Raw genomic sequence first — 24994 nt, 5'->3', positions numbered from 1 at the left:
CAGCCAGAGCTCGAGTCGTTTGCGGTCGGTCTCCGACCACGAACGACTCAGGCTCACCGGAGCGACCACAAGAGACTCGGCTCACCGGCTGACCGCCAGGTTCCAGGCCCGAGCGAAGGCCTCGCCGGACGTCGCCCGCAGCACCTTGCCCGCCAGCGGCGGGGGCACCGGGTGGTGGTCGGCGGCGGCACCCACCACGACGACCGACGAGCGGCGGTACTGGCGGGCGATGGCGCCCAGGGTGGTGAGGTCGGCGGAGGACGCCAGCCCGGTGACCGCCAGCAGCACGTCGTTGGCCCGGTCCAGTGTCATCGCCGCCAGCCGCTCCGGCAGGTCCCGCTCGACGGACAGGTCGAGCCCGGCCAGGGCGTCGAGGATCGCCGTCGGCGTCCGACCCACCATCCCGGCCGCCGTGGCCTTCCCGCAGGTCGACACCAGCCGCGCCGCGTACCCCGCGTGCGCCGCCGCCACCGCCATCGACGCGGCCACCTCCATCGCCGCCTCGAACCCGTCCTCGCCGTCGTGCACGGACCGGCGGGTGTCGACGAGGATCGTCGTCTGGGCGATGCCGGTGTCGACGTTCTCGCGCACCAGCAGCTGGCCGGTGCGGGCGAACGACCGCCAGTGGACCAGCCGCAGGTCGTCGCCGGGCACGTACTCGCGCAGGGCGTGGAAGGTGACGCTGCCGTCGAACGCCTGGTCACCCATGTCGCCGTCGAGGCTCGGCGCCTGCCCGGCCCGCAGCGTGAGCACGTGCTGGCGGGGGTGCACCCATAGCCGGTGCACCTCGCCCGCCCGCTGCACCGTCCGCCACAGGGCCAGCGGGTCGGCCCGGGTGATCTCCACCGGCCCGACGTCGAACACGCCCCGCCGGTCGTTGGGCACCGCGTACGTGAGGTCCTTGTGGCCGTGGCCCTCCAGGCGCAGGACGGCGACCGGCTGCGGCTCCCCGTTCACCAGCTCGACCGCCAGCGCGGCCGGCGACGGCCCCCGGCGCCGGTTGTGGACCGACAGGTGGGCCCGCACCGGACTGTCACCGTCGTGGCCGTGCTGTCCCCGGGTCACCCGGTCGGGCGCCACCACCCGGTCGACGTCGAGGCCGTGGGACCGCAGCACCCACGCTGCACCCAGCACCACCGTCGCCACCCCGCCGGCGCCCAGCACCAGCAGCTGGTCGTAGCCGAGGAGCAGCCCGGCGACGTACGTGGCGACGCCGCCGGCCAGGAACGCCTGGCCCCGCCGTGTCAACACCTCAGCACGCCCGCACCCGCCCGCTCGAGCCGAGCCGTCAGGCCGAGGTCACCCGCGGCACGGGCACCGTGCGGACGACCTCACCCATGAGCTCCACCGGGGTGCGCCCGCTGAGCGCCGCCTCGGGACCCAAGACGATCCGGTGCGCCAGCACGGGCACGGCCAGGCGCTTCACGTCCTCCGGGAGCACGTAGTCGCGCTCCTCGGTGAGCGCCGCGGCCCGCGCCGCCCGCAGCAGCGCCACGCTGCCCCGGGGGCTCACCCCGAGCTGCACGGCGAACCCGTCGCGCCGCTCGGGCGAGGGCCGGGTGGCCGCGGCCAGGTCGACGATGTACTGCTTGACCGCCTCGTCGACGTGCACCCGCCCCGCCGCGGCGATCATCTCCCGCAGCTGGACGGTGGTCAGCACCGGCGACAGGGCGTCGACCGCGGTGCCGTCGTGGATCCCGCCGAGGATCTCCACCTCGGCGTCACGGGCCGGGTAGCCGACGTCGATCCGCATCAGGAACCGGTCGAGCTGGGCCTCCGGCAGCCGGTAGGTGCCGCCGATCTCCACCGGGTTCTGCGTGGCGATCACCAGGAACGGCCGCGGCACCGCGTAGGTGGCCCCGTTGTAGGTGACCCGGTGCTCCTCCATCACCTCGAGCAGCGCCGACTGGGTCTTCGGCGAAGCCCGGTTGATCTCGTCGGCCAGCACGATGTTGGCGAACACCGGGCCCTGCCGGAACACGAACTCCTTCGTCTCCAGGTCGACGACCTCGGAGCCGGTCACGTCGGACGGGAGCAGGTCGGGCGTGAACTGGATGCGCATCCAGGCACCGTCGACCGACGCCGCCAGCGCCCGGGCGATGGTGGTCTTGCCGGTGCCGGGCACGTCCTCGATCAGCACGTGGCCCTCGGCGAGCAGGCACGTCACCACCAGCCGCAGCACGTCGGTCTTGCCCCGCACCACCCGCTCGAGGTTGGCGATCAGGCGCTCGACATCGGCGGCGAAGCCGTTGGTGCGCGGCGCGGCGTAGCCCTGGTCGTCGTACCAGGGAGCCGGGGCGGGGGCGTCGGTGTAGCGCGGGTCGGTCACGGTCGCGGGCTCCTGCGATGGGTCGACCTCTGAACCTCAGGACGCTACCGCGCCCGGCCCACGGTGTCCGTGCGCGCCGGCCGGGTCATGGCGCCCTCAGGAGATGAAGTCGGTGATGGTGGCGGCGAGGGCGAGCGGGGTGTCGCCCTGGAGGCTGTGCCCGGCGTCGGGGAACGGGACGACCGTCGCGGGGGGGACGCGGCGGTGCAGCTCGGCGACGTCCTCGTCGCGGAGGACCGAGTCGGCGCGCAGGCCCCGGGCCAGCAGCACCGGCCCCGGCAGCGACTCCAGCGTCGACCAGAGGCTCTCGTAGAGCCGATCGTCCGGGCCGACGTCACGGGTGACCCGGCCGGCCAGGCCGCCGTTGCCCCGGGTGTGGCGCCACGCCCAGCTGCCGTCGGGCTGCTGGGCCGCGTTGTGGAGGATCCCCCGCCGCAGCGAGCTGACCGTCCGGTGGGGGTTGTGCTCCACCGTGCGGGCCAGCAGCTCGTCGAAGCTGGGGAAGCTGGGTGGGCCGGCGACGAAGTCGGCGATGTGCCGGCCGTGCTCCGCCTTGATCCCCGGCAGGATGTCGACCAGCAGCAACGCCGGCACCAGCTCGGGATCGAGCCCGGCCAGGGCGATCGACACGAGGCCGCCGAGCGACATCCCCACGACCGCCCGGAGCCGCGCACCGTCGGTGTCGCCCACCAGGCTCCGCAGCGCCGCGGCGACGTCGGCCGCCGCGCCCGGCGGCGTGCCGGCGCCCTCCTGGATGTCGGCGGAGTGGCCGTGGCCCGGCAGGTCGATCGCCACGATGCTCCGGTCGCCCAGCGCCAGGCACACCGTGTCCCACGTGTGGGCGTTCTGCGCCCCGCCGTGCAGGAGCACCAGCTCCGGCGGGCCGTCGCCCCACACGAGGGCGCTCAGCTCCCGGCCGTCGCCCACGTCGACCCACACCCGCTCGACGTGCGGCAGCCGGTCGAGCACCAGGCCCACCTCGGAGGCGTTCTCGTGGAGCATCCCGAACTCGTCGTACCCCACCCGGTCGACAGCGCTCATGCCGGCCACCCTACGGCCCCCGAATCCGGGCACGTGAGCCCGGCGCCCGTAGCGTGAGTGGGTGCGTCCCGTCACCGAGCAGACCGTCGTCATCACCGGTGCCACCAGCGGGCTGGGCCGGGAGCTGGCCGGGGCGCTGGCCCGCCTGGGCGCGAGGCTCGTCGTCCACGGTCGTGATCCCGGCAAGTTGGAGAGCCTGCGCAAGGAGTTGGCCGACGGCAACGGCGACGACGACGACCGTGTCGTCACCGTGCAGGCCGACCTCGCCGACCTGCGCCAGGTCGACCGCCTGGCCGACGAGCTGACCGACCGCCTCGACCGGATCGACGTCCTCGTCAGCAACGCCGGCGTCGGCTTCGGGCCCCCGGGCGCCGGCCGCGAGGTGAGCGCCCAGGGCGTCGAGCTGCGCTTCGCCGTCAACTACCTGGCGGGATACCACCTCACCCGCCGGCTGCTGCCCCGGCTCGTCGGCAGCGCCCCATCCCGGATCGTCAACGTGGCCTCCATCGGCCAGGCGGCGCTCGACTTCGACGACCTGCTCACCACCCGGGACTACGAGGGCATCGTCGCCTACCGCCGCAGCAAGCTCGCCCAGGTCATGTCGACGTTCGACCTGGCCGACGAGCTGGCCGACCAGGGCGTCGACGTCACCGTGAACGCCCTGCACCCGGCCACCTTCATGGACACCGCCATGGTCCGTGAGACCGGCGGGCGGCCGCTGAGCACGGTGGCCGAGGGCCTCGCCGCCACGCTGCGGCTGGTCACGTCGCCCGAGCTCGACCACGTCACCGGCCGCTTCTTCGACGGCACCCGCGACGCCCGCGCCCACGAGCAGGCCTACGACCCCACCGCCCGCGCCGAGCTCCGCCGCCGCACCGACGCCCTGGTCGCCACCGCCCTCGCCCCGTAGTGCCCGTGAGGGCGACGGCGGCGTTGACCGATCCTGCCCCGAGTCATCTGTAGTCGCCGATCCACGGTCGAGTCGTTCGTCGTCGGAGACCGATCACAGACGACTCGAGAGCATCCGAACGACCACGAACGACTCGGCCGGCACCCCTTGACACTCGCCGGCCAGCGCCTCAGGGGTGGACGAGCAGCAGCACCAGCGCGAAGTGGCAGGCGCTGGCGCCGACCACGAACGTGTGCCAGACCTCGTGGTAGCCGAACACCCGGGGGCTCGGGTCGGGACGCTTGCGGGCGAGCACCACCGCCCCGACGGTGTAGAGCAGGCCGCCCGCCACCAGCAGGGACAGCTCGGCCCGGGACAGGGCGTGCGCCAGCTGCGGAGCGGCGACGACCGCCAGCCAGCCGAGAACCAGGTACATGGCGAAGCCCACGCCGTGCCAACGCTCGAGGCGCAGCACGGTCACGAGCACGCCGGCGGCGGCGCCCGTCCAGGCCAGGGCCAGCAGCGTGATGCCCCAGGCGGGTCGCAGCGCCAGCAGGGTGATCGGCGTGTACGAGCCGGCGATGAACACGAAGATCATCGAGTGGTCGAGGTGCTTCATGATGCGCCGGGCCCGGTCGGACCAATCGCCGCGGTGGTAGGCGGCGCTCACCCCGAACAGCGCGGTGAGCGTCACGGCGAACAACGTGGCCGCCACCCGGGCCTCCACGCCGCGGGCCAGCCCGACCAGCGTCAGACCCGCCGGTAGCGACGCGAAGAACGCGATCTGGTGCAGCCACCCCCGCAGCTGCGGCTTGTCGACAAGGAGCCCGTCCATCCGGAAACCCTACGGCGCACCTGGCAGAATTGGAGGGCGGAACAGGCGGGAGGAGTGGGGCGTGCGTGAGGCGGAAGCGACGGAGTCGGGGCTGTTGGACGCGACGGCGGCAGCCCGGGGACGGGTGCGGGAGCTGGTCCGGACGGGCCGGTGGATGGAAGCGGAGCCCGACACCGAACGGCTCGCCGGCTACGTCCAGCGGCACGTGGCCACGGCGGCACCGGCCGGGGCCGAGGCGATCCAGGGCGACACCAGCGAGCTGCAGGCGGTGCGGTTCCTGCCGCTGGGGTCGCGGGTGCGCCGGGCCGTCGGGTACGTGGAGGTCACCACGCCGACCAGCGCCACCATGGGATCGGGCTTCCTGGTCAGCCCCCGGGTGTTCCTCACCAACGCCCACGTGATCGGGGATGCCGACACGGCGACGGGCGCGGTCGTGGCGTTCGACCGGGAGCTCGACGAGACCGGCCGGCCTCGCCCGGTGACCACCTACCTGCTGGCGCCCGAGGCGCTGGCCCTATTCTCCGACGACGACGCGCTCGACTACGCGCTGATCGCCGTCGGGGCCCGCACGTCGGGCGAGGCGATGCTGGCCGACCTGGGGTTCTGCCCCCTGTCGGACCGGCCGGACAAGCACGTGATCGGCATGCCCGTCAACATCGTGCAGCACCCCCGGGGCTGGCCGAAGATGGTCGCGGTCCGCAACAACTTCCTGGCCTTCCGCACCGACGCCACTCTGCTCTACGAGACCGACACCGACGAGGGCTCCTCGGGTTCGCCGGTGTTCAACGACGACTGGGAGGTCGTCGCCCTCCACCACTGGGGCCAGCCGCACCTCGACACCGACGACGACGAGGGCAAACCCTTCCCCGTCACCGTCAACGAGGGCATCCGCATCAGCGCCATCCACCGCGACCTGGCGGCCCGGCTCGACCGCGACGACCTGAGCCCGACGGCGCGCGAGCTGCTCACCGAGGTGCTGGGGGCGTCGGCGCTGTCGCTGGCCGGGGCGACCGGTGGTGTCCCCGTGCTGTCGGCCCCACGCCCCAAGGTCCTCAGCCGCGGCCCCGAGGCCGTGAAGGTCGACCAGGACTACACCAACCGCGAGGGCTACGACCCCGGCTTCATCGACGATCGCCAGGTGCCCCTGCCGGCCGTCGTCACCGACGCGCTCGCGGTCCAACTGGCCCCGCTGCGCGCCGACCTGCCCGACGCCGCCGGCGGCGAGCTGCGCTACGAGCACTTCAGCCTGAAGCTGAACAAGGCCACCCGCCTGGCGATCTTCACCGCCACCAACATCGACGGGCCCACCTACCTGGCCGTCGACCGGGCCACCGGCCAGGTGGGGTCCGAGGGCGACACCTGGTTCAAGGACAACCGGGTCAGCAACAGCTACTTCCTCGACCAGACCTTCTACTCGGAGTGGTCGCACCTGTTCGACCGCGGCCACCTCACCCGGCGCACCGACCCGACGTGGGGCACCGAGGCGGACGCCGAGCGGGCCAACGCCGACACGTTCCACTTCACCAACTGCTCGCCCCAGCACTTCCGGTTCAACCAGACCGCCCGCTACTGGCAGGGCATCGAGCGGTACGTGCTGGAGAACGGCGTGCTGGCCACCGGGCGTGACGAGCGGCTGTGCGTGTTCCAGGGCCCGCTGTTCGACGACACGATCGACCGCTGGGCCGACGACGTGCAGATCCCCTCGTCGTTCTGGAAGATCGTGGTGTGGGAGGGGGCGGCGGAGCTGCGGGCCGTCGGCATGGTGGTCGACCAGCTGGCGCTCCTCGACGAGACCCGCCGGTTCGTCGGCCTGCCCAAGGACCTCCCCGCGGTCGACGTGCAGCACTGGCGGGTGGCGATCCCCGTGATCGAGTCCCGCACCGGGCTCGACTTCGGCTCGGCGGTGCGCGACGCCGACACCATCGCCCGACCCGACCAGCCCGCGGTCGGCGCCGAGGCCGCCCACCGCATCACCACCTACGCCGACATCCAGCTGTGATTCACGGTGTGAGCGGTGGCGACTTCCACGTGTCCCAGTACGCGACCTCCCGGACGGGCCGCCGTTCGGCCTCGCCCCAGCGGCCGGTCGGGTAGCCGACGGGGATCATCGCCCAGGTGGTGACGTCGTCCGGGATGCCCAGGACGGCACGGACCTCGGCCTCCCGCTGGCGGTGCACGGTGGTCAGCGTCGTGCCGAGGCCGAGCGCCCGGGCGGCGAGGAACAGGTTCTGCACCGCCGGGAACACGGACGACTCCGCCTGGCCCGGCGAGCCCCCGGAGCACGGCAGGACGATCACCGGCGCCTCGCCCATGTGCTCGCCGAGGTGGTCGGCCGAGCGCAGCATCCGGGCGACGCGCGGGTCGTCCGCCCCTTTGGCGTAGAAGTCGTGGACCGGCTGCCAGCACACCCGGTAGATCTCCCCCAGGCGGCGGCGCTTCTCGGCGTCCCGCACCACCATCCAGCGGACGGGCTGGCTGTTGCCCCCGGACGCCGCCCTGGTGGCCGCCTCGACGATGGTGAGCACGTCGGCGTCGCTCACCGGCCTGTCCGCGTCGAGCCGCCGCATCGCCCGGGTCGTCGACATCGCTTCGAAGACATCCATCGGCTCATCCTTCCTCACGTCGGCGGCCTGGGCTTCTTCGGCCTGACCACCGTCGAACGCAATCCGTTTGCCGGGTGCGTCGCCGGGTAGCGGGGGAACCAGCCAACCAAGAGGACGTCAGCAGTGCGCGGTCAGGGCAAGCAGGTGGCGCCGTCCGGGACGAAGCCGGAACGAGACGAACCGATCGAGAGCGGGCGGGCCACCGACGACGACCCCGAGGCGGAGCCGCCCGACACCCGCCGCGGCCGGCGCTGGGGGATCCTCCGCCGCCGCGACGGCGTCGTCACCCTCGACGACGGCCGCCGCATCATCCGCCTCTGATCTCACCCCACCCCGGTGAGGGTGACGAGGGCGAGGGTGGCGAACACCACCGCGGCGATGCGACGGAGGCGGGACGCCGGGACGCGGGCCACGGCGGCCTGACCGAAGCGGGCGGCCAGGGCGGCGACCAGCCACAACGCCGCCAGCGCCCCCACGGCCACCGCGACCGGGGCACCTGTGCTGGCCGCCATCCCGGCGGTGGCGAGCTGCGTCAGGTCGCCCCACTCGGCGACGGCGATCACGCCGAAGCTGCCGGCGAAGGCACCCCACGCCGTGCGGGACGTCGAGCTCCCGGCGCCGGCCTCGTCGTCGTCGTCCTCCGACGCGTTGGCGCCACGCCACATCACGACCGCTCCCACGGCGAACAGCAGCGCCGTGGCGATGTCGACCAGCGTGCCCGGGAGCAGGCTGAGGAACTGCCCCGCCGTCACCGCCACGGTCACGTGCAGGGCGAACGCCAGCGCCGCGCCACCCCACACCGCCAGCGGCCGGCGATGGTGGGCCACCAGCACGACCGTGGCGATCATCGACTTGTCGGGGAGCTCGGCGGGGAAGACGGCGACGAACGCCTTGAGGATCGCTGCCAGGTCCATCGGGGTGTCTCTCTCGGTCGAGGCCCCGACCAGGAGAGGAACGCCTCCGGCCGGGACACGTCGTGTCCACGGCCGAAGGTCTCGCTCGCCTGCGTAAAGCAGACCCGGCCGACCGGGCAGCGTTGGCTGCCAGCGTGTCGATCGACCGGCGGAGAGCTACTCCCCTTCGACTCCGGCCAGGCTACCCGGCACCGTCCGGGCGCAGCAGATCCGCGGCGACGATGTGCGCCGCAGGCGCGGCCGGTCTGCCGATCCGGGCCACCGCAGCGGCCAACGTCGCCGGCACGGCCGTACGGGTGCTGGTGATCTGGAGCGCCGGGCGCGCCCTCCTGCAGACGGGCCAGCTCGTCGCCTCGTTCGCTCCGTGGCTCGCCGCGCCCGCCTGCGTCGCGGTCGCCGTCACTGCCGGTGTCCATTGCCATCGCCGCACCTGGCGACCCCGCGAACCGGACGCGGTCGGCGCCTGAACCGGCGATCGGGCGCGGTGGTACCCGGCGCCCCGCAATCGGCCACGGAGAGCGAAGGACGACCGCACGCAGCGGTCAGCGGTGACAGGGGTACCGCGCCCGTCCCACCCCCGGGTCGGGCGACCCGGGCATCGTCCCTGGTACGAGGCTTGTTCGGGCGCGGGGCGCTCGTGGGACCCGGACCGCCAAGGGTGTACCCATGCTCCACAACATCAAGCGAGTCACCGCCACCGCCCTCGCCGCCACCATCGTCGGGATCGGCAGCATCGCCGCCGCCGAGCTCACCAACTTCGCCGTCGCCCTCGGGCCCTGGTACCGCTGATCTCTCTCAGCCCTCTCAGCACTCAGTCAGCCCACCACCACCCCAGCAGCGCCAAGCGAACCGCCGGCAGCGACCCGCCGGCGGCTTCGCGCGCGCCCCGGCACCTCGACACCCGGCACCTCTCACGACGCCAGCGCAGCGGTCAGGAGGGCGCGATGCCCGGGCAGGACCAGCGGCGGAGCGTCGACGGCCTGGGGGCTGAGCTGGACGGTGGCCGCGTCGCGGATGCAGGCCAGCAGCTCCGGGACGTCGCCGGCGAAGCGACCCGCACCCGGCAGGACCGACTTCTGGACGTCGTGGAGGACAGCCAGCGCGGCCGGCGACACGACGAGGCCCACGGTGATGAGCAACGAGTGCGCGTGGGCCAGGTTGCGTCGCCAGCCGCGCCAGAACGTGAGCGTGTCGTCGTCGTCGTGGGAGCCCGCCGCCCAGTTGGCGGTGGCACGACGGAGGGTGGTGGCGAAGGCGCCGAGGTGGTGCCAGCGCACCATGTCGGCTTCCAGCTCCGCCCGGCCCCAGTCGAGGAGGCGCTCGTTGCGCCGCCCGGACCGGGAGGACTCGCTCAGCAGTTGGCGGAGGCCGATCTGCCAGCCGCTGATCCCGTAGGAGTCGAGGATGTCGACCATGCCGGGCAGCGGCACCCCGCACTCGGCGGCGAACGTCGGTCGTATGCCGACAGCCAGCACCCGCACCCGCGCCCCGACGACAGTAGGCATGGACATCACGTTGCGGGAGGCGAGTCCCACGGCCGTACCACCCGTCGGGTGCCCGGCACGGGACGAGGTCACCCCCCTGGGTTATAGTCAACCCCAGCTGGGTGCGTCGCTGGACCCATCCGGGTAGCGCTGACCCAAGGGAGGCGGTCGATTGCAGGGGCACGTCCAGCTCACGACGGAGGGTTCCGATGTCGTCGCCTGGCCCGGGGGAACGTGACCTGCTACTGAGGTCACAGCTGGTCGATGGTGTCCTCGCGGCACCGGGAGCCGTGCTGGTCGAGGCCGGCGGCGGCTTCGGGAAGAGCGTCCTCGCCGACCAGGTGATCGACGCCGCGGGCACCGGCTGCGTCCTGCGCCTGCCCCGACGCGAGCCGGTCGACGTCGGTGAGATCGAGGTGCTCGTCGACGACGCGCTGCGCGCCGGTGCCGCCGCGGTACCGGCGGAGTCGGCGCTGCTGGTGGTCGACGACGTGCAGACGCTGACCGACGACGCCGCCTGGTGGTTGGCCGACCGCGTGCGCGACCGCGACCTGCCCGCGGTGCGGCTGGTCGCCTGCGGCCGGACGGTCCCCCGTCCGCTGGCCGCCCTGGAGTTCGACGGCACCGCCACCCTGTTCCACACCGACGACCTGCGCCTGACCCCCGAGGAGTCGCGGGCCCTGGTGCACATGGAGCTCGACGAGGCCGACGCCGAGCGCCTGTGGTCGGCGCTGCACCACTTCTCCACCGGCTGGATCGCCCTGCTCATGCTGGTGCTGCGCCGGCTCTCCCGGGCCGCCGACCCGACGGGTACCGCGGCCGACCTCCTGCGCCATCCCGCCGTCATCGGCCAGCTCATCGACCACTACGCCAGCGAGCTCGACCCGGTCGACCGGGAGCTGTTCGTCCAGCTGGCCCACTTCCCGATGGTGAACGAGAGCGTCGCCGACGCCCTCGGTTCCCGCGGCCTGCTGCGCCGCCTGAGCCACGCCGGCATCCCCTTCGCGGTCGGTGTCGACGGCTGGTGGCGGCTGTCATCCACGGTGAAGGAGCACGTCGTCGCCCAGGCGCCGCTCGACCCCGAGCTGGCCAAGCGGGGGGCGCCGCTGCTGGTGGCCCAGGGCGCCGAGCTGGCGGCCGCCGGGCTGCTCGCCGACAGCGGCGACGACGAGGCCGCCGCGCTGCTGATCTCCCAGCTCCCCACCGGCCGGATCGACGCCATGGACCCCCGCGCCTTCATGCGCCTGGTCGGCCGGCTCGGCTCGGCGGCCGACGACGCGCCCCGGGTGCTGCTGCACCTGGCCCGCACCCACGGCAACGTCGGGCAGCTGGTCGAGGAGCGCGAGATGGTCGAGCGGGCGATGCTGGCCGTCGAGAAGAGCGACCTCCTCGACGAGCCCGACATCGCCGTCGAGGTCGAGGCCGAGTCGCTGTTCCTGCGGGCGCTGATCAACGACACCGCCGCCGAGCCCCGCATCGACGCCCTGCTCGGCGAGGCCCAGCGGGGCAGCCGCGGCCAGGCCCGGCTGCTCGAGGCGCTCAGCGTCCTCCTGTCCGAGCGGCCCGACGAGATGAGCCTGCGCCGGGCCGAGAACGCCATGCGCCAGGCGGCCATCACCTGGTATGAGCTGGGTGAACCCACCCGGGCGGCGTCGGTCCAGCGGGGCCTGGCGATGCGGGTGCTGTGGGCCCTCGGGAAGTTCGGGGTGGCCTCGGCGTTGCTGGAGAAGCTCGGCCTCACCAGCGAGACGTCCTACGACCGCATGCTCTGCCTGGTGTTCCGGGCCCGCTTCCTGGCGCTCGCCGGCGAGGGCGGGCGCGTCGACGCGGTGCTGCACGAGGCGCTGTCGCTGGCCGAGCTCCTCGACGTCGGCTGGGTCACCGGCTACACCGCCTGGACCCGCCTGCTCGTCGCCGCCAACGAGGACGACCCCGACCGGGTGCTGGAGCAGCTCACCCTGGCCGAGGCCAACCTGGGCCAGCTGGGCGACGACGCCGGCGGCCTCCTCTTCCTGTGCGAGGCCGCCGAGGCCTGCGCGGTGGTCGGCGCCGACGGGCAGGCCGACCGGCTGCTGGACATCGCCCGGGCCCGCCGCGACGAGGACCCCGTCGTCGTCACGCTCACGGAAGCCTGTCTCGACGGCCGCGACGGCGTGGCCGAGGCCGCAACCCGTCTCGGCGACCTGCTCGACGCGGGCACGGTGGCGCCGGGGATGCGCTGGAAGGTCGAGCTGCTGAAGGGCCACGCCGAACTGGCGGCCGGCAACGTGGGTGCCGCCGGCCGGTCCCTGCAGGAGGCGCTCGACCACGCCGCCCGGATCGGTCACCCCGAGCTGGCGGAACGGCGCGAGAGCCGGGTCCTCGACACGCTGCGCTCCGCCGTGGTCACCGATGCGATCGTCGGCAGCCCCAGCGTCGAGGGCGACGCCTACGAGGTCACGGTGCTCGGACGGTTCTCGGTGCTGCGTGGCGGCGAGGAGCTGGTCTGTCCCCCGGGACGGCCGACCGACCTGGTGAAGTACGTGGCGGTCGCCGGCGGCAGCGCCCAGGTCGAGCGGGTGGTCGAGGCGCTGTGGCCCGACGAGGAACCCGGCGTCGGGTTGCGTCGGCTGAAGAACGTGCTGTCGCGGAGCCGGGCGGCCTACGGGCCCCTGGTGGAGCGCGACGGTCGACTGCTGCGGTTCGCCGCGTGCGGCATCGACCTGAGCCGGCTCGAGCAGCGGGCCTACGAGGTGGCGGCGGGCCGCGGCGCCGAGCGCGTGGCCCGGGCCCGGGAAGCGCTGGCCTGCTACACGGGCCCGCTCCTGCCCGACGACCTCTACGACGACCTCATCTCCCAGCGACGCGAGTCCCTGCGACGCCGGGTGCTGGGACTGATCGACGTGGTGCTGGCCGCCGACCTGACGTCCGGCGACCTCGACTCCACCGTGGCGGTGCTCCAGACCGCCATGGAGCTCGACCAGTTCGACCAGGAGCGCCCGCTGCGGGTGGCCCGCGCGCTGATCGACGTCGGCCGCGACCTCGAAGCCCACAGCCTGGCCGCCCAGGTCGTCGGCGCCGCCGAGGAGCTGGGACTCCCGCCCGCCGTCGAGTGGCGCGAGCTCGCCGGCATCCGTGTCAGTCGCTGACCTGACCTGAGCCGCAGGGCCGTCGCCGCCTCCGGGCTGCGTGGTACCGCCGTGGTACCGGCGCGGGACAAGGTGAGGCGCCATGACGACGATCGACCTGCGCCAGGGGACGGCCGGCGGCGCGGTGCACGCTGTGGGCGGGGACGTGGGAGGGGCGGCCACTCCCCCGCCCCTTCACGTCGTACGCCTCCCCCACTGACGCAGACGAGGGGGCAGGTTCAGTGCACGTGCGGCGGCTCGAGGACATCAGACCGGGATTCGAACGGGACTCCGGACGCGATTCCGGACGGGATCCCGTGCGACTGTTCTGCTTCCCGTACGCGGGGGCCGGGGCGGCCACCTACCGGCACTGGCCCACGGTGCTCGAGGGTCGCTTCGACGTCCGGCCCGTCGAGCTGCCCGGTCGGGGCCGCCGCCTCCGGGAGATGCCGGTCGACGACCTCGACGAGCTGGTCATCGGCCTGGCCGACGAGCTGGCTCCCGAGATGGACGGCCCGCACCAGGTGTTCGGCTACGGGGTCGGCGCGCTGGTCGCCTTCGAGCTCGTGCGCCTCCGGCGCCGGCGGGACCTGCCGCTGCCCGACCGCCTCGCCGTGGGAGCCTCCGCGGCCCCGGCACGGCGCCGGAACCCGCGCCAGCTCCACCGGCTCCCCGACCGCGAGCTGGCCGAGCAGGTGAAGGGCTGGGGCGGGCTCCCTGCCGGTGTCGAGGCCGACCACCAGCTGCTGCGCCTCGCCATCCCGGCCCTCCGGTCCGACCTGCAGCTGGCCGAGACCTACCACTACCGGATCGAGAAGCCCCTGGCCTGCCCGGTCACCGCCTACGCCGGGGCACGCGACCCGATCGTCACCCCGGACGACGTGGCGGGGTGGGAGGCCGAGACGACGGGCCGCTTCTCGCTGCGCATCCTGCCGGGCAACCACCTCTTCCTGCGCCAGTCGACCGGTTCCCTCCTGGCTTCCCTGGTGTCCGGCGCGTAGCGAGCGGGGCCGCGGGCCGGCTGGTACCGCGGTGGTACGGCTCGCGGGGACGCTGGCGGGACCCGGGGCCGTCGGTCAGACCTGACGGCGACTGGGCGGTCCGCTTGCGGGCACGGTCCCGGCCACTGCTCTCGTAGTTCGGTGTGGACGCCACCTGGCGGCGGTCTCGCCACACCGGGCTGCGAGCCGTGGCAGGGGCGTCGGGCGGCTCTGCGAGGTCGCCCGGCGCCTCCGCCCTGTGGTCGCCCGGCCGCTCAGCCGGCCGCGGCGCGGTCGGCGGCGACGGCGTCGAGCTCGCCGTACTCCTCGCTGGTGTCGACCAGGTTCTCGAACTGGATGATGCCCAGCTCGGTGAACTTCTGGCGGAGCCAGCCGTCGCCGGCGTCGAGCAGCCCGAGCTTCTTGCAGTTCGGCACGATCTTGGAGAACAGCATCTCCTGGAAGGTCTGACCCACCGGATCGCCGTTCTCGTTCATGAACTTGACGACGGCCTGGGGATCGGCGCCGAGCTTCTCCCACACGTCCTGGGCGAAGAAGCGGTTGCGCAGGAGGCGGGCCGACTCGAAGGCGAACTCCTGCCGCAGCCGCAGCTCGCTCGCCGAGAGGCCGTCGTAGAACTCCTTCAGCGACAGGACCCCGAACGCCACGTGACGGGCCTCGTCGCTCATCACGTAGCGCAGCAGCTGCTTGAGCAGGGGCTCGTTCGTGAGCATGTGCATGAACCCGAACGCGGCCAGCGCCAGGCCCTCCACCATGATCTGCATGCCGAGGTAGGTGATGTCCCAGCGGCCGTCGCGGATGATGTCGTCGAGCAGCCCGCCGAGCTGGGGGCTGATCGGGTAGGCGCCACCCAGCTTCTCGTCGATGTAGCGGGAGAAGACCTCGACGTGGCGGGCCTCGTCGACCACCTGGGTGGCGGCGTAGTACTTGGCGTCGATCCACGGCACGGTCGCGGTGATGAGCCCGGTGCACACCAGCGCGCCCTGCTCGCCGTGGAGGAACTGCGACATGGTCCACTTCTGCATCTCGAGCGCGAAGCGGTCCCACTCCTTCTCGCCCCAGTGGGCCACCGGGGAGCCCTCGACGGCCTGAAGGTTCTGGAACCGCTGCGTGGCGATGCGCAGCTCGGGCCCGAGGCGCTCGAGGTCGACGTCGGTGTCCCACGGCAGGTCGGTGGTGGCGTTCCACTGCGACGTCTTGGCCTTCTCGTAGAGCTTCACCAGCGCCGTGCGGCTGCGCTCGTAGTCCCACGTCATGAGGACGTGGCTGTTCAGCTCCAGCTCGTGGATGACCTCGTCCAGATCGCTGCGGGCGATCACGATGTTGGTGGGGGCGTTGACGTCGCTCAATGGGTTCTCCTCGGCTCGGTCTCGCCGCAAAAATAACGAATATTCGTTAGTGGGTCTACCGCCCTGCCGCGGCCGACCAGCTGAGAAGCTCGCCCGCGCCCGCGGTCATCACGGTGCCGGGCATGACCCGGAGGTGCCACGGGGTGAGGCGGAGGCCGGCGAACGCGGGTGACAGCGGGCCGTCGGCCCAGACCGGGATGATCGCCGGGTCGTAGCCGACCGGCTCCGGCGCCTCGACGAACGTGCGCCAGACCTCCTCCCGCCCGGCGTCGTCGAGGATCCACTCGACGCCGCAGTCGGCCGTGCAGGTGTCCTGCTCGGGGTTCCAGTAGGTGAGGGTCACGAACGGGCTGTGCGCCAGGTGCGTCTGCTTCACCGGTGTCGGCCCGGTGGCGATGACGCCGACGAGCGACGTGCCGTCCCACGTCCAGAACGGGTGCAGCACCCGGCTCCGCGGCCGGCCGTCCTCCCCCACCGTCGCCGCCGAGGCCCACACGATCCGGTGGGCCATGGCGACGAAGGCGGGTGCGACGGTGGCGAGGTCGGTCATGCCCCGGATCTTGGCAGCGTTGAACGTGCGCGGGCGGGTCAGCCGCCCGCCCGCATCTGGGCGGCCGTCACGCCACGGGTCGCCTCGATGATGCGGATGGCGGCCCGGGACAGGGGCACGAGGCTCGTGCGGTCCACCTTGTCGAGGGTGTCGCTGGCGTCGAACAGGTAGTAGGGCGCGGTCAGGTAGTTCACGATCGGCACGCCCTCGTGGTGGTAGAAGCCGCCGTCGGTGGGCGGCTCGGCCCCGAAGGCGTCGGGCGCCAGGACCATGGAACGCCGCAGGTCCTCGGCGACGAAGGCGTCGTACACGGCCTGCTCCAACCGGGCGATGCGGCTGGTGAACCACCACCGCGGCACCGGCAGGCCGGTGGGGCCGACGCCGCCCGTCAACTTCTCGCCGAACTCCCGGGCGGCGTGCTCCAGGTGCAGCTCCAGCACCACCCGCTCCAGCTCCGGGCGGTGCGCCTCGATGTAGCCGTGCAGGCCGGCGCCGCCCGACATGTGCCCGCCGTGCAGCAGGAACACCATCCGGTGCGGGCGCTGCGACGGCGGCCGGGCCGCCCAGTAGGCGGCCTGGGCCAGCACCAGCGACATGCCGCTGCCGTCCTCCACCGCCGACGCCCACGGCCCGTCGCTGTGCGAGCCGACGATCACCATCTCCTCGTCGTTGCCGTCGGGCCCGCCCGGCAGCTCGCCGACCACGTTGTGCGACGTGACCGGCACGTTGGTCGAGTCGACCTCCAACCGCACCTTGGCCCCGCCCAACAGCGTCTGGGTCTTGAGCCAGGTGCCGGCGCTCCCCCGGATCCACACGCCCGGGATCGGACCGGTACCGCCCCAGTAGGGCACGTAGTACTGGTACGAGTCGCCGGGGTAGCCGGTCAGCGACCCGACGAACGCCTTCGCGCCCGCCGCCGCCGAGGGCTCCACCACCGACTGGAAGTCGAGCCCGAACGGCAGCGTGTGCAGCAGGAGCAGCGAGCCGTCGGGGTCGTGGGAGCGGCCCAGCGGCAGCGCCGACGGGGTGCCCAGCAGGAGCAGCAGGTTCGCCGGGATGCGCAGCATGACCTCGTCGTAGAGCGACGCCTTGCCGGCGACCAGCGACGGGAGCGCGGCGTTGTACAGCGCCAGGTCCGCCTCGAGGTGCTCGACCGGCGGCGAGAACGGCACCGGGAACGAGTCGAGCCGCACGGTGGCGGCGCCGGGCCGGATCACGTCGAGCGACCAGGTGCGGGGCTCCCAGCGGTCGACGGTGATCGGCTCCAGCCGCACGTTCTCCAGCCCGAGGTCGGTGAACCTCTGGGCGGCGAACTGCTCGGCCCACGCCGCGGCCGGGTAGCCGGGGCGCCGGATGCCCTGGGCGACGATCTGCTGGATCCACCCGTAGATCTGCGCCTCGCCCGGCAGGCCGGTGAAGACCGGCTCCGCGGCCGCCGCGGCCGACGCGGCCGAAGGCGGCAGCGCTCCGGCCGCTCGTGCGAGGCCGCCGCCTCCGAGCGCGAGGGCACCTGCCGCGGCACCTGTCTGCCCCAGGAACCGGCGCCGCGTCCAGCGACCCGGCGTGGTTTCTTCCGCCATCCACTCACCCCCAGTGGTTTGCGGGGGTGAGCATATATTGCGTCAGCGACGGGCGTAGCGGCCCGGTGTGGTGCCGACGTGACGGGTGAAGTGGCGGCTCAGGTGGGCCTGGTCGTGGAAGCCGGTGGCGACCGCCACGTGCGCCGCCGGGCGGCCGTCGAGGAGCTGGCGGCGGGCGGCGTCGATGCGACGCCCGACGACGTAGGCGTGCGGCGAGATGCTGTAGGCCGCGCCGAAGCTGCGCACGAGGTGGCCGGGGCTCGCTCCGAGGATGTCGCCGGCCGTCCGGAGGGTGAGCGTCTCGAAGGGGTGGGCGTCGAGCAGCTGGCGCAGCCGGTCGGCCAGGACGGGGTCGGGTGCCCGGGGCGCCGCGTCCGCGGCGCCTCCGCCGAGGTGGTCCAGGAGTCGCTCGGTCACCACCAGCAGCGCCGCCTCGCCGCCGAGGAAGTCGTCGCCGCCTGTGAGCCGCCGGTGCAGACGGTCGACGGTCCTCACCAGCGTCGGATCGCCGATCGTCGGGTGGTCCACCGCCGGGCCGACGAGCCCCTCGCCCAACAGCGACGTCTCCAGGTAGAGGACCCGCTTGCGGAACCCGTCGTGGTGCGCGGCCCGGCCGTCGTGGACGACGTGCGGCGGCAACACGGTCACGGTCCCGAGCGTCGACCCGTGCGGGTGCAGGTCCAGGTCGTAGCGGATGGCGCCCTGGTCGACGATCAGCACCGTCCAGGTGTCGTGCGTGTGGGGCGGGTAGCGGTGCGCCACGAACCGGGCGTGGAACACCTCGCGGACTCCGGGCAGCTCCGGCTGCCAGGCCCGCACCCGCTCGACCGACTCCGACCGCACGCGCGCACAACGTACAAGACACCCCCGCCGACCAGGCACTTCGCTGGGGGCATGACCGACGTGAAGATCGCAGTGGTGGTGCGCGACGACCTGGCGACATGGCAGAAGCTGAACGTGACGGCCTTCCTGGCCAGCGGCATGGGCACCTCCGCGCCCGAGCTGATCGGCCTCCCCTACGAGGACGCCTCGAGCGTGAAGTTCCACCCGCTGTTCGCCAGCCCGGTCGTCGTCCTCGCCGGCGACGCCGCCGCGCTCCGCCGGGCCTTCGACCGCGCCCTCGCCCGCGACCTCCAGGTCGCCGTCTACACCGACGACCTGTTCGCCACCGGCAACGACATCGACAACCGCGCCGCCGTCGCCGCCGTCCCCACCTCCGACCTCCCCCTCGCCGGCTTCGCCCTCGCCGGCGACGGCCGCACCGTCGACAAGGCCCTCGACAAACTCCGCCTCCACCCGTAGGGGACCCGGGCCCGAAACTTCGACATGGATGGCGCTATGGCGACCATTCCTGTCGAAGTTTCGGGTGTGTCCGGACCGGTCTGGCTGACGGGGGGTGGCGCACCTAGGGTGCAACAGATGGGCGAAGGGGTTCGAGTGTCGCCGTCGGTCGCCGAGGACGTGGTCTTCCGGGCGATACGCACCGGGAACGTCTTCGAGGAGGCCGTCGAGCGTGTCCTCCACGCCATCAAGCTGGGCGTGGTGACCGCCGGCGAGCGGCTCCCACCGGAGCGTGACCTGGCCGCTCGGCTGGGCGTCAGCCGCATGACCGTGCGGGAGGCCATCCGGGTGCTGGAGCAGAACGGCTACGTGGCGTCGCGCCGGGGCCGCAACGGCGGCACGTTCGTCACCTACCACGCCGCCGCCGCGCCCGACGGCGCCACCCGCGACGACGATGCCATCGGCCGCCGGATGCGGGAGCGGGCCAGCGAGGTGGAGGACGCCCTCACGCTCCGCAACGTGCTCGACGTCGGCGCCGCCGAGATCGCCGCCGCCCGGGAGCTCAGCGACGACGAGCGCCGCCACCTGCTCGACCGCCTGGAGGAGAGCGAGACCGTCGCTCCCGCCGCCTACCGCCAGATGGACTCCCGCCTGCACCTCGCGATCGCCGAGGTGACGGGAGCGCCGTCGCTGGCGGCCTCGGTGGCCGATGTCCGCATGCGGGTGAACGACCTGCTCGACGAGATCCCCCTGCTGGGCCCCAACATCGAGCACTCCAGCCAGCAGCACCGGCTGATCGTCGAGGCGATCCTGGCGGGAGACGTCGCCGCCGCCCGGGACGCCATGCAGGAGCACCTCGACGGCACCGCCGCGCTGCTCCGGGGGTTCCTCACGTAAGACCGGGGACAGCCCGGGCAAGAACCCCTGGCGCCAATGGACTGATCGTGATCCAATACCGGAGAGCGCTGGTCACACCCGGCGCCGAGGGGGTTGGGATGACGATCGACGACCAGGTCGACCCGGCTGACGCGGGCAGGGCCGCAGCCGCCGCCGCCGACGACGACACACGCCGCCTGCACGAGCTCGGCTACGCCCAGGAGCTCGACCGCTCGATGTCGGGTTTCTCCAACTTCGCGGTCTCGTTCACGATCATCTCGATCCTGTCCGGCTGCCTGACGCTGTACGGGTTCGGGATGAACACGGGCGGGCCCGCGATCATCGTGTGGGGCTGGCCGTTCGTCGGCCTCATGACCCTGTTCGTGGGCCTGGCCATGGCCGAGGTGTGCTCCAGCTACCCGACCGCCGGCGGCCTCTACTACTGGGCCGCCAAGCTGGCGCCGAGCAACCCGGGCGCCTGGTCGTGGTTCACCGGCTGGTTCAACTTCCTGGGCCAGGTGGCGGTCACCGCCGGCATCGACTTCGGCGCCGCGTTCTTCCTGAACGCCCTGCTCGACCTGCAGTTCGACTTCGCCGCCACGCCCGGCCACACGATCTTCCTGTTCGGCCTGATCCTGGTGGCCCACGGCCTGCTCAACACGTTCGGCGTGCGGCTCGTCGCCCGGCTGAACGACATCTCGGTGTGGTGGCACATCCTCGGCGTCGGGATCATCGTCGGCGCCCTGGTGATCCTGCCGGACAGCCACCAGTCGGCCGACTTCGTCTTCACCGAGTTCGTCAACAACACCGGCTGGAGCAACACCTTCTACGTCGGCATGCTCGGCCTGCTGCTGGCCCAGTACACGTTCACCGGCTACGACGCCTCGGCCCACATGACCGAGGAGACCAACAACGCCGCCACGGCCGGCCCCAGAGGGATCGTGATGTCGATCCTGGTGTCGCTGGGGGCCGGCTGGGTGCTGCTCATCGGGCTGACGTTCGCCATCCAGTCGTACGACGGCGCCCTGGCCAGCGAGACGGGCGTGCCGCCGGCCCAGATCTTCATCGACGCGACGAGCGAGACCACGGGCAAGCTGTTGCTCGTGATCGTCGTCGGTGCCCAGTTCTTCTGCGGGATGTCGTCGGTGACCGCGAACTCGCGGATGGTCTACGCCTTCGCCCGCGACGGCGCCCTGCCGGCGTCGAACACCTGGCACCGCCTCAACAAGCGCACCCGCACGCCGACGAACGCCATCTGGCTCGCCGCGGTGGGCGCCTTCCTGCTGGGACTCCCCTACCTGTGGAACACGACGGCGTACGCGGCGGTCACGTCGATCGCCGTGATCGGCCTGTACATCGCCTACGTGCTGCCGACGCTGCTGCGCCTCCTCCAGGGCGACCGCTTCCAGCCGGGGCCGTGGAACCTGGGCCGCTGGTCGAAGCCCATCGGCTGGGTGGCGGTGGCGTGGGTGGCGTTCATCTCGGTGCTGTTCATGCTCCCGCAGGTCAGCCCGGTCACCCGGACCAGCTTCAACTACACGCCGGTGGCGGTGCTGGTGGTGGTCGGCTTCGCCGGGATCTGGTGGCTGGTCTCGGCCAGGAACTGGTTCACCGGGCCCAAGGTGCAGGGGTCGGCCGAGGAGCTGGCCGCGATCGAAGCCGACCTGGAGTCGGTCTGATGCCTGAGCCCGGTGCCGAAGGCGCCAAGAGCGGGAAGCAATGCCCGAACCGGCGCTGACGCTGGAGCGGCTGCGGACGCTGGCCGACGAGGGCACGGTCGACACCGTGCTGGTCGCCATGACCGACATGCAGGGTCGCCTGCAGGGCAAGCGCTGCCACGTGCGGTACTTCCTCGACGAGGTGGTGCCGCACGCCGCCGAGGCCTGCAACTACCTGCTGGCGGTCGACGTCGACATGAACACGGTCGACGGGTACGCCATGTCGTCGTGGGAGCGGGGCTACGGCGACTTCGTGCTCCACCCCGACATGTCGACGCTGCGGCTGGTGCCGTGGCACGAGGGCACGGCGCTGGTGATGTGCGACGTCGAGTGGGAGGACGGCTCGCCCGTCGTCGCCTCGCCCCGGCAGGTGCTGCGGCGCCAGCTCGCCCGGCTCGCCGAGCGCGACCTCGTCGCCCTCGTGGGCACGGAGCTGGAGCTGATCGTGTTCCGCGACACGTTCGAGGCGGCGTGGTCCAAGGGCTACCGGGAGCTGGAGCCGGCCAACCAGTACAACGTGGACTACTCGCTGGCCGGCACCGCCCGCATCGAGGGGTTGCTGCGCCGGATCCGCAACGGGATGGCGGGCGCCGGGCTCTACGTGGAGTCGGCCAAGGGCGAGTGCAACCTGGGCCAGCACGAGATCGCCTTCCGCTTCACCGAGGCGTTGGCGACCTGCGACAACCACTCGATCTACAAGACCGGGGCGAAGGAGATCGCCGCCCAGGACGGCATGAGCCTCACGTTCATGGCCAAGTACGACGAGCGGGAGGGCAACTCCTGCCACATCCACCTGTCGCTGCGGTCGACCGACGGGACGCCCGTGCTCGCCGACTCGGGACACGGCTTCTCGCCGCTGATGGAGCACTTCCTGGCCGGGCAGCTCGCCTGCCTCCACGAGCTGACCCTGCTGTTCGCCCCCAACGTCAACTCGTACAAGCGCTACGTCGACGGCTCCTTCGCCCCGACCGCCATCGCCTGGGGACGGGACAACCGGACGTGCGCCCTGCGGGTGGTCGGCCACGGCGCCGAGAGCCTGCGGGTGGAGAACCGGGTGCCGGGCGGCGACGTGAACCCGTACCTGGCGGTGGCGGCGATGGTCGCCGCCGGGCTCCACGGCATCGACGAGGAGCTGCCCCTGGAGGCCGAGCACCTCGGCAACGCGTACACGTCCGACAAGCCGCGGGTGCCGTCGACGCTGCGGGACGCGGCGGAGGCGTTCGCCGGCAGCAAGGTCGCCGCCGCGGCGTTCGGCGACGACGTGGTGGAGCACTACCTCAACGCCGCCCGGGTCGAGCAGGCGGCCTTCGACGGGGCGGTCACCGACTGGGAGCGACGACGTGGATTCGAACGGCTCTGACGACGGTGCGCTGCCGCGCATCGGGTTGACCACCTACGTGGAGGACGCCCGCTGGGGCGTGTGGAACCGACCCGCGGTCGTGCTCCCCGAGTCCTATGTGACGGCGGTGGCGGCGGCCGGTGGGTTGCCGGTGCTGCTGCCGCCGGGAGCGACCGCCGGCCCGGCCGCCGCCCGCCGGGCGGTGGGTGCCATCGAGGGGCTGATCCTCACCGGCGGCGCGGATGTCGACCCCACCTGCTACGGCGCCGAACCCCACCCGGAGACCCAGGGCGCCCGCCCCGACCGCGACTGGTGGGAGACCGACCTGCTCGACGCGGCGCTGGCCGCCGACGTGCCGGTGCTCGCCATCTGCCGGGGCGTCCAGGTGCTCAACGTCGCCCGGGGCGGGTCGCTGCACCAGCACCTGCCCGACGTCGTCGGCCACGACGGCCACCGTCCGGCCCCGGCCGAGCTGGGCACCACCAACGTGCACGTCGAGCCGGGGACGCCGCTCGCCGCCATCCTCGGCGCCGACGTGAAGGTGCCCTGCTACCACCACCAGGCCATCGACCGCCTCGGCGACGGCATCGACGCCGTGGGCCGGGCCGAAGACGGCACGATCGAGGCGGTGGTGCTCCCCCACCACCGCTTCGCCCTCGGCGTCCAGTGGCACCCCGAGGACGGCGACGACCCGCGGCTGTTCGACGCCCTGGTCGCCGCGGCGACGAGGCCATGACGACGCTGGTCAACCCGGCCACCGAGGAGGTGGTCGGGGAGGTCGAGGCGACGTCGGTGGAGGCGGCCGACGAGGCGATCGCCCGGGCCCGCCTCGCGTCGCCCAGGTGGCGGGACGTGGCGCCCGGGGATCGGGCCCGGCTCCTGCGGCGGTTCGCCGACGCCGTCGACGCCGACGTCGAGCACCTGGCCCGGCTCGAGGTCGCGTGCTCCGGCCACACCGTCGGGAACGCCCGCTGGGAGGCCGGCAACGTCCGGGACGTCCTCCACTACTACGCCGCCGGGCCGGAGCGGCTGTTCGGCCGGCAGATCCCGGTGCCCGGCGGCATCGACGTGACGTTCCGGGAGCCGATCGGCGTCGTCGGCGTGATCGTCCCCTGGAACTTCCCGATGCCGATCGCCGCCTGGGGCCTCGCCCCCGCCCTGGCCGCCGGCAACACCGTGATCCTCAAGCCCGCCGAGCTGACGCCCCTCACCGCCCTGCGCCTCGCCGAGCTCGCCCACCAGGCCGGCATCCCCACCGACGTCCTCCAGGTGCTCCCGGGCCGGGGCTCCGTCGTCGGCCAGCGGCTGGTCGACCACCCCGACGTCGGCAAGATCGTGTTCACCGGCTCCACCGAGGTCGGCACCCGGCTGATGGCCGCCGCCGCGCCCCACGTCAAGCGCCTGACGCTGGAGCTCGGCGGCAAGAGCGCCAACGTCGTGTTCGCCGACGCCGACCTGGAGCGGGCGGCCGCGTCGGCCCCGATGGCGGTGTTCGACAACGCCGGCCAGGACTGCTGCGCCCGCTCCCGCATCCTCGTCGAGCGCTCGGCGTTCGACCGGTTCATGGAGCTGCTGGAGCCGGCGGTCCGGGCCGTGCGGGTGGGCGACCCCACCCAGCCCACCACCGAGATGGGACCTCTCATCTCGGCCGCCCACCGGGAGTCCGTCGCCGCCTTCGTCCCCGAGGGTGCTCCCGTCGCCTTCCGGGGCCACGCCCCCGACGGCCCCGGCTTCTGGTACCCGCCCACCGTCCTCGCCCCCGTGAAGCCCGACGACCCCGCCGTCGTGGAGGAGGTGTTCGGCCCGGTCGTCGCCGTGGTGCCCTTCGACGACGAGGCCGACGCCGTCCGCCTCGCCAACGACACCCCCTACGGCCTGTCGGGGTCGATCTGGACCGAGAACCTGGGCCGGGGCCTGCGGGTGGCCCGCGGCATCGAGAGCGGCAACCTCTCGGTGAACTCGCACTCCTCGGTGCGGTACTGGACGCCGTTCGGCGGCTACAAACGGTCGGGCCTCGGGCGGGAGCTCGGGCCCGACGCTCTCGACGGGTTCACCGAGGTCAAGAACGTCTTCATCGCCACCGACGAGTAGGGAGCCC

24 protein-coding genes are annotated in these 24994 nt (G+C 73.0%); 13 read left to right on the top strand and 11 right to left on the bottom strand.

Translation table 11 applies throughout. The features are described 5' to 3' along the window. Positions 1 to 81: 81 nt before the first annotated feature. From VK611_28640 to VK611_28630, 3 genes are all read right to left on the bottom strand, one after another. On the bottom strand, positions 82 to 1251 hold the full coding sequence (locus VK611_28640; GenBank protein HMG45335.1) for a DUF58 domain-containing protein: 1170 nt from the start codon (positions 1249 to 1251) through the stop codon (positions 82 to 84). A 37-nt stretch (positions 1252 to 1288) separates the two neighbouring features. After that, a complete protein-coding gene (locus VK611_28635) occupies positions 1289 to 2329 on the bottom strand; it encodes a MoxR family ATPase (protein HMG45334.1) in 1041 nt (346 codons plus the stop codon). Between the two features lie 96 nt (positions 2330 to 2425). Continuing rightward, on the bottom strand, positions 2426 to 3370 hold the full coding sequence (locus VK611_28630) for an alpha/beta hydrolase (protein ID HMG45333.1): 945 nt from the start codon (positions 3368 to 3370) through the stop codon (positions 2426 to 2428). A gap of 61 nt (positions 3371 to 3431) precedes the next feature. Here VK611_28630 and VK611_28625 point away from each other — a divergent pair, with 61 nt between their 5' ends. After that, positions 3432 to 4280: an SDR family NAD(P)-dependent oxidoreductase gene (locus tag VK611_28625; protein HMG45332.1), complete on the top strand. Its 849-nt coding sequence runs from the start codon at positions 3432 to 3434 to the stop codon at positions 4278 to 4280. A 169-nt stretch (positions 4281 to 4449) separates the two neighbouring features. Here the strand turns inward: VK611_28625 and VK611_28620 are convergent, their stop codons facing one another. Next, entirely contained in the window at positions 4450 to 5094 is a 645-nt protein-coding gene (locus tag VK611_28620; GenBank protein HMG45331.1) for a hemolysin III family protein, read from the bottom strand. Between the two features lie 61 nt (positions 5095 to 5155). On the opposite strand from VK611_28620, the gene VK611_28615 reads away from it, so the two are divergent. After that, positions 5156 to 7093: a DNA/RNA non-specific endonuclease gene (locus VK611_28615; GenBank protein ID HMG45330.1), complete on the top strand. Its 1938-nt coding sequence runs from the start codon at positions 5156 to 5158 to the stop codon at positions 7091 to 7093. Position 7094: 1 nt separating this feature from the next. Here the strand turns inward: VK611_28615 and VK611_28610 are convergent, their stop codons facing one another. After that, positions 7095 to 7697 carry a nitroreductase family protein gene (locus VK611_28610; GenBank protein HMG45329.1) on the bottom strand — a complete coding sequence of 201 codons (603 nt, stop codon included), beginning with the start codon at positions 7695 to 7697 and terminating at the stop codon, positions 7095 to 7097. A gap of 123 nt (positions 7698 to 7820) precedes the next feature. On the opposite strand from VK611_28610, the gene VK611_28605 reads away from it, so the two are divergent. Then, positions 7821 to 8018, top strand: a complete 198-nt coding sequence (locus VK611_28605; GenBank protein HMG45328.1) for a hypothetical protein — start codon at positions 7821 to 7823, stop codon at positions 8016 to 8018. A gap of 2 nt (positions 8019 to 8020) precedes the next feature. Here the strand turns inward: VK611_28605 and VK611_28600 are convergent, their stop codons facing one another. Next, positions 8021 to 8611 carry a TMEM165/GDT1 family protein gene (locus VK611_28600; GenBank protein ID HMG45327.1) on the bottom strand — a complete coding sequence of 197 codons (591 nt, stop codon included), beginning with the start codon at positions 8609 to 8611 and terminating at the stop codon, positions 8021 to 8023. Positions 8612 to 8832: 221 nt separating this feature from the next. On the opposite strand from VK611_28600, the gene VK611_28595 reads away from it, so the two are divergent. Together VK611_28595 and VK611_28590 are read left to right on the top strand one after the other, a co-directional pair. After that, on the top strand, positions 8833 to 9078 hold the full coding sequence (locus VK611_28595; GenBank protein HMG45326.1) for a hypothetical protein: 246 nt from the start codon (positions 8833 to 8835) through the stop codon (positions 9076 to 9078). Between the two features lie 199 nt (positions 9079 to 9277). Next, complete coding sequence (locus VK611_28590) at positions 9278 to 9400, top strand: hypothetical protein (protein ID HMG45325.1); 123 nt, start codon at positions 9278 to 9280, stop codon at positions 9398 to 9400. Positions 9401 to 9522: 122 nt separating this feature from the next. Here VK611_28590 and VK611_28585 read toward each other — a convergent pair whose 3' ends face one another. Continuing rightward, positions 9523 to 10116, bottom strand: coding sequence for a hypothetical protein (locus VK611_28585; GenBank protein ID HMG45324.1), 594 nt, complete (start codon positions 10114 to 10116; stop codon positions 9523 to 9525). Positions 10117 to 10304: 188 nt separating this feature from the next. On the opposite strand from VK611_28585, the gene VK611_28580 reads away from it, so the two are divergent. Next, positions 10305 to 13223: a BTAD domain-containing putative transcriptional regulator gene (locus tag VK611_28580; protein HMG45323.1), complete on the top strand. Its 2919-nt coding sequence runs from the start codon at positions 10305 to 10307 to the stop codon at positions 13221 to 13223. A 296-nt stretch (positions 13224 to 13519) separates the two neighbouring features. Then, positions 13520 to 14203 (top strand): thioesterase domain-containing protein, encoded by a 684-nt coding sequence (locus VK611_28575; protein HMG45322.1) that lies wholly within the window; start codon positions 13520 to 13522, stop codon positions 14201 to 14203. Between the two features lie 254 nt (positions 14204 to 14457). On the opposite strand, the gene VK611_28570 is transcribed toward VK611_28575, so the two are convergent. The 4 genes from VK611_28570 to VK611_28555 are packed head-to-tail and all read right to left on the bottom strand — an operon-like array spanning position 14458 to position 18525. Continuing rightward, positions 14458 to 15552, bottom strand: coding sequence for a ferritin-like domain-containing protein (locus VK611_28570; protein HMG45321.1), 1095 nt, complete (start codon positions 15550 to 15552; stop codon positions 14458 to 14460). A 55-nt stretch (positions 15553 to 15607) separates the two neighbouring features. Beyond that, positions 15608 to 16102, bottom strand: a complete 495-nt coding sequence (locus VK611_28565; protein HMG45320.1) for a pyridoxamine 5'-phosphate oxidase family protein — start codon at positions 16100 to 16102, stop codon at positions 15608 to 15610. Positions 16103 to 16140: 38 nt separating this feature from the next. Next, positions 16141 to 17682 carry a M28 family peptidase gene (locus VK611_28560; GenBank protein HMG45319.1) on the bottom strand — a complete coding sequence of 514 codons (1542 nt, stop codon included), beginning with the start codon at positions 17680 to 17682 and terminating at the stop codon, positions 16141 to 16143. A gap of 42 nt (positions 17683 to 17724) precedes the next feature. Continuing rightward, positions 17725 to 18525, bottom strand: coding sequence for an AraC family transcriptional regulator (locus tag VK611_28555; protein ID HMG45318.1), 801 nt, complete (start codon positions 18523 to 18525; stop codon positions 17725 to 17727). A gap of 51 nt (positions 18526 to 18576) precedes the next feature. Here VK611_28555 and VK611_28550 point away from each other — a divergent pair, with 51 nt between their 5' ends. From VK611_28550 to VK611_28525, 6 genes are all read left to right on the top strand, one after another. After that, complete coding sequence (locus VK611_28550; protein ID HMG45317.1) at positions 18577 to 18984, top strand: DUF2000 domain-containing protein; 408 nt, start codon at positions 18577 to 18579, stop codon at positions 18982 to 18984. A 117-nt stretch (positions 18985 to 19101) separates the two neighbouring features. Then, positions 19102 to 19860, top strand: coding sequence for a GntR family transcriptional regulator (locus VK611_28545; GenBank protein HMG45316.1), 759 nt, complete (start codon positions 19102 to 19104; stop codon positions 19858 to 19860). Between the two features lie 98 nt (positions 19861 to 19958). Beyond that, positions 19959 to 21518 (top strand): amino acid permease, encoded by a 1560-nt coding sequence (locus VK611_28540; GenBank protein HMG45315.1) that lies wholly within the window; start codon positions 19959 to 19961, stop codon positions 21516 to 21518. A 40-nt stretch (positions 21519 to 21558) separates the two neighbouring features. Continuing rightward, the gene (locus tag VK611_28535; GenBank protein ID HMG45314.1) at positions 21559 to 22917 is read left to right on the top strand and encodes a glutamine synthetase family protein; all 1359 of its coding nucleotides are present in this window, start codon (positions 21559 to 21561) and stop codon (positions 22915 to 22917) included. Continuing rightward, positions 22898 to 23632, top strand: a complete 735-nt coding sequence (locus VK611_28530; protein HMG45313.1) for a gamma-glutamyl-gamma-aminobutyrate hydrolase family protein — start codon at positions 22898 to 22900, stop codon at positions 23630 to 23632. The genes VK611_28535 and VK611_28530 overlap by 20 nt, the downstream gene beginning before the upstream one ends. Next, positions 23629 to 24987 carry an aldehyde dehydrogenase family protein gene (locus tag VK611_28525; GenBank protein HMG45312.1) on the top strand — a complete coding sequence of 453 codons (1359 nt, stop codon included), beginning with the start codon at positions 23629 to 23631 and terminating at the stop codon, positions 24985 to 24987. The genes VK611_28530 and VK611_28525 overlap by 4 nt, the downstream gene beginning before the upstream one ends. Positions 24988 to 24994 lie beyond the last annotated feature (7 nt).

It is taken from the genome of Acidimicrobiales bacterium (genome assembly GCA_035316325.1).
Taxonomy (GTDB): domain Bacteria; phylum Actinomycetota; class Acidimicrobiia; order Acidimicrobiales; family VFJN01; genus DASXTK01.
This window is presented reverse-complemented; position numbering and strand designations above follow the sequence as displayed.

What these genes read in the sequence shown, in the direction of transcription:
- VK611_28535 (HMG45314.1), top strand. Translation starts at nt 21,559, where the DNA reads ATGCCCGAACCGGCGCTGACGCTGGAGCGGCTGCGGACGCTGGCCGAC.
- VK611_28585 (HMG45324.1), bottom strand. Translation starts at nt 10,116, where the DNA reads ATGCCTACTGTCGTCGGGGCGCGGGTGCGGGTGCTGGCTGTCGGCATA.
- VK611_28610 (HMG45329.1), bottom strand. Translation starts at nt 7,697, where the DNA reads ATGGATGTCTTCGAAGCGATGTCGACGACCCGGGCGATGCGGCGGCTC.
- VK611_28545 (HMG45316.1), top strand. Translation starts at nt 19,102, where the DNA reads ATGGGCGAAGGGGTTCGAGTGTCGCCGTCGGTCGCCGAGGACGTGGTC.
- VK611_28525 (HMG45312.1), top strand. Translation starts at nt 23,629, where the DNA reads ATGACGACGCTGGTCAACCCGGCCACCGAGGAGGTGGTCGGGGAGGTC.
- VK611_28620 (HMG45331.1), bottom strand. Translation starts at nt 5,094, where the DNA reads ATGGACGGGCTCCTTGTCGACAAGCCGCAGCTGCGGGGGTGGCTGCAC.
- VK611_28580 (HMG45323.1), top strand. Translation starts at nt 10,305, where the DNA reads ATGTCGTCGCCTGGCCCGGGGGAACGTGACCTGCTACTGAGGTCACAG.
- VK611_28550 (HMG45317.1), top strand. Translation starts at nt 18,577, where the DNA reads ATGACCGACGTGAAGATCGCAGTGGTGGTGCGCGACGACCTGGCGACA.
- VK611_28600 (HMG45327.1), bottom strand. Translation starts at nt 8,611, where the DNA reads ATGGACCTGGCAGCGATCCTCAAGGCGTTCGTCGCCGTCTTCCCCGCC.
- VK611_28590 (HMG45325.1), top strand. Translation starts at nt 9,278, where the DNA reads ATGCTCCACAACATCAAGCGAGTCACCGCCACCGCCCTCGCCGCCACC.
- VK611_28540 (HMG45315.1), top strand. Translation starts at nt 19,959, where the DNA reads ATGACGATCGACGACCAGGTCGACCCGGCTGACGCGGGCAGGGCCGCA.
- VK611_28560 (HMG45319.1), bottom strand. Translation starts at nt 17,682, where the DNA reads ATGGCGGAAGAAACCACGCCGGGTCGCTGGACGCGGCGCCGGTTCCTG.
- VK611_28630 (HMG45333.1), bottom strand. Translation starts at nt 3,370, where the DNA reads ATGAGCGCTGTCGACCGGGTGGGGTACGACGAGTTCGGGATGCTCCAC.
- VK611_28595 (HMG45326.1), top strand. Translation starts at nt 8,833, where the DNA reads ATGTGCGCCGCAGGCGCGGCCGGTCTGCCGATCCGGGCCACCGCAGCG.
- VK611_28565 (HMG45320.1), bottom strand. Translation starts at nt 16,102, where the DNA reads ATGACCGACCTCGCCACCGTCGCACCCGCCTTCGTCGCCATGGCCCAC.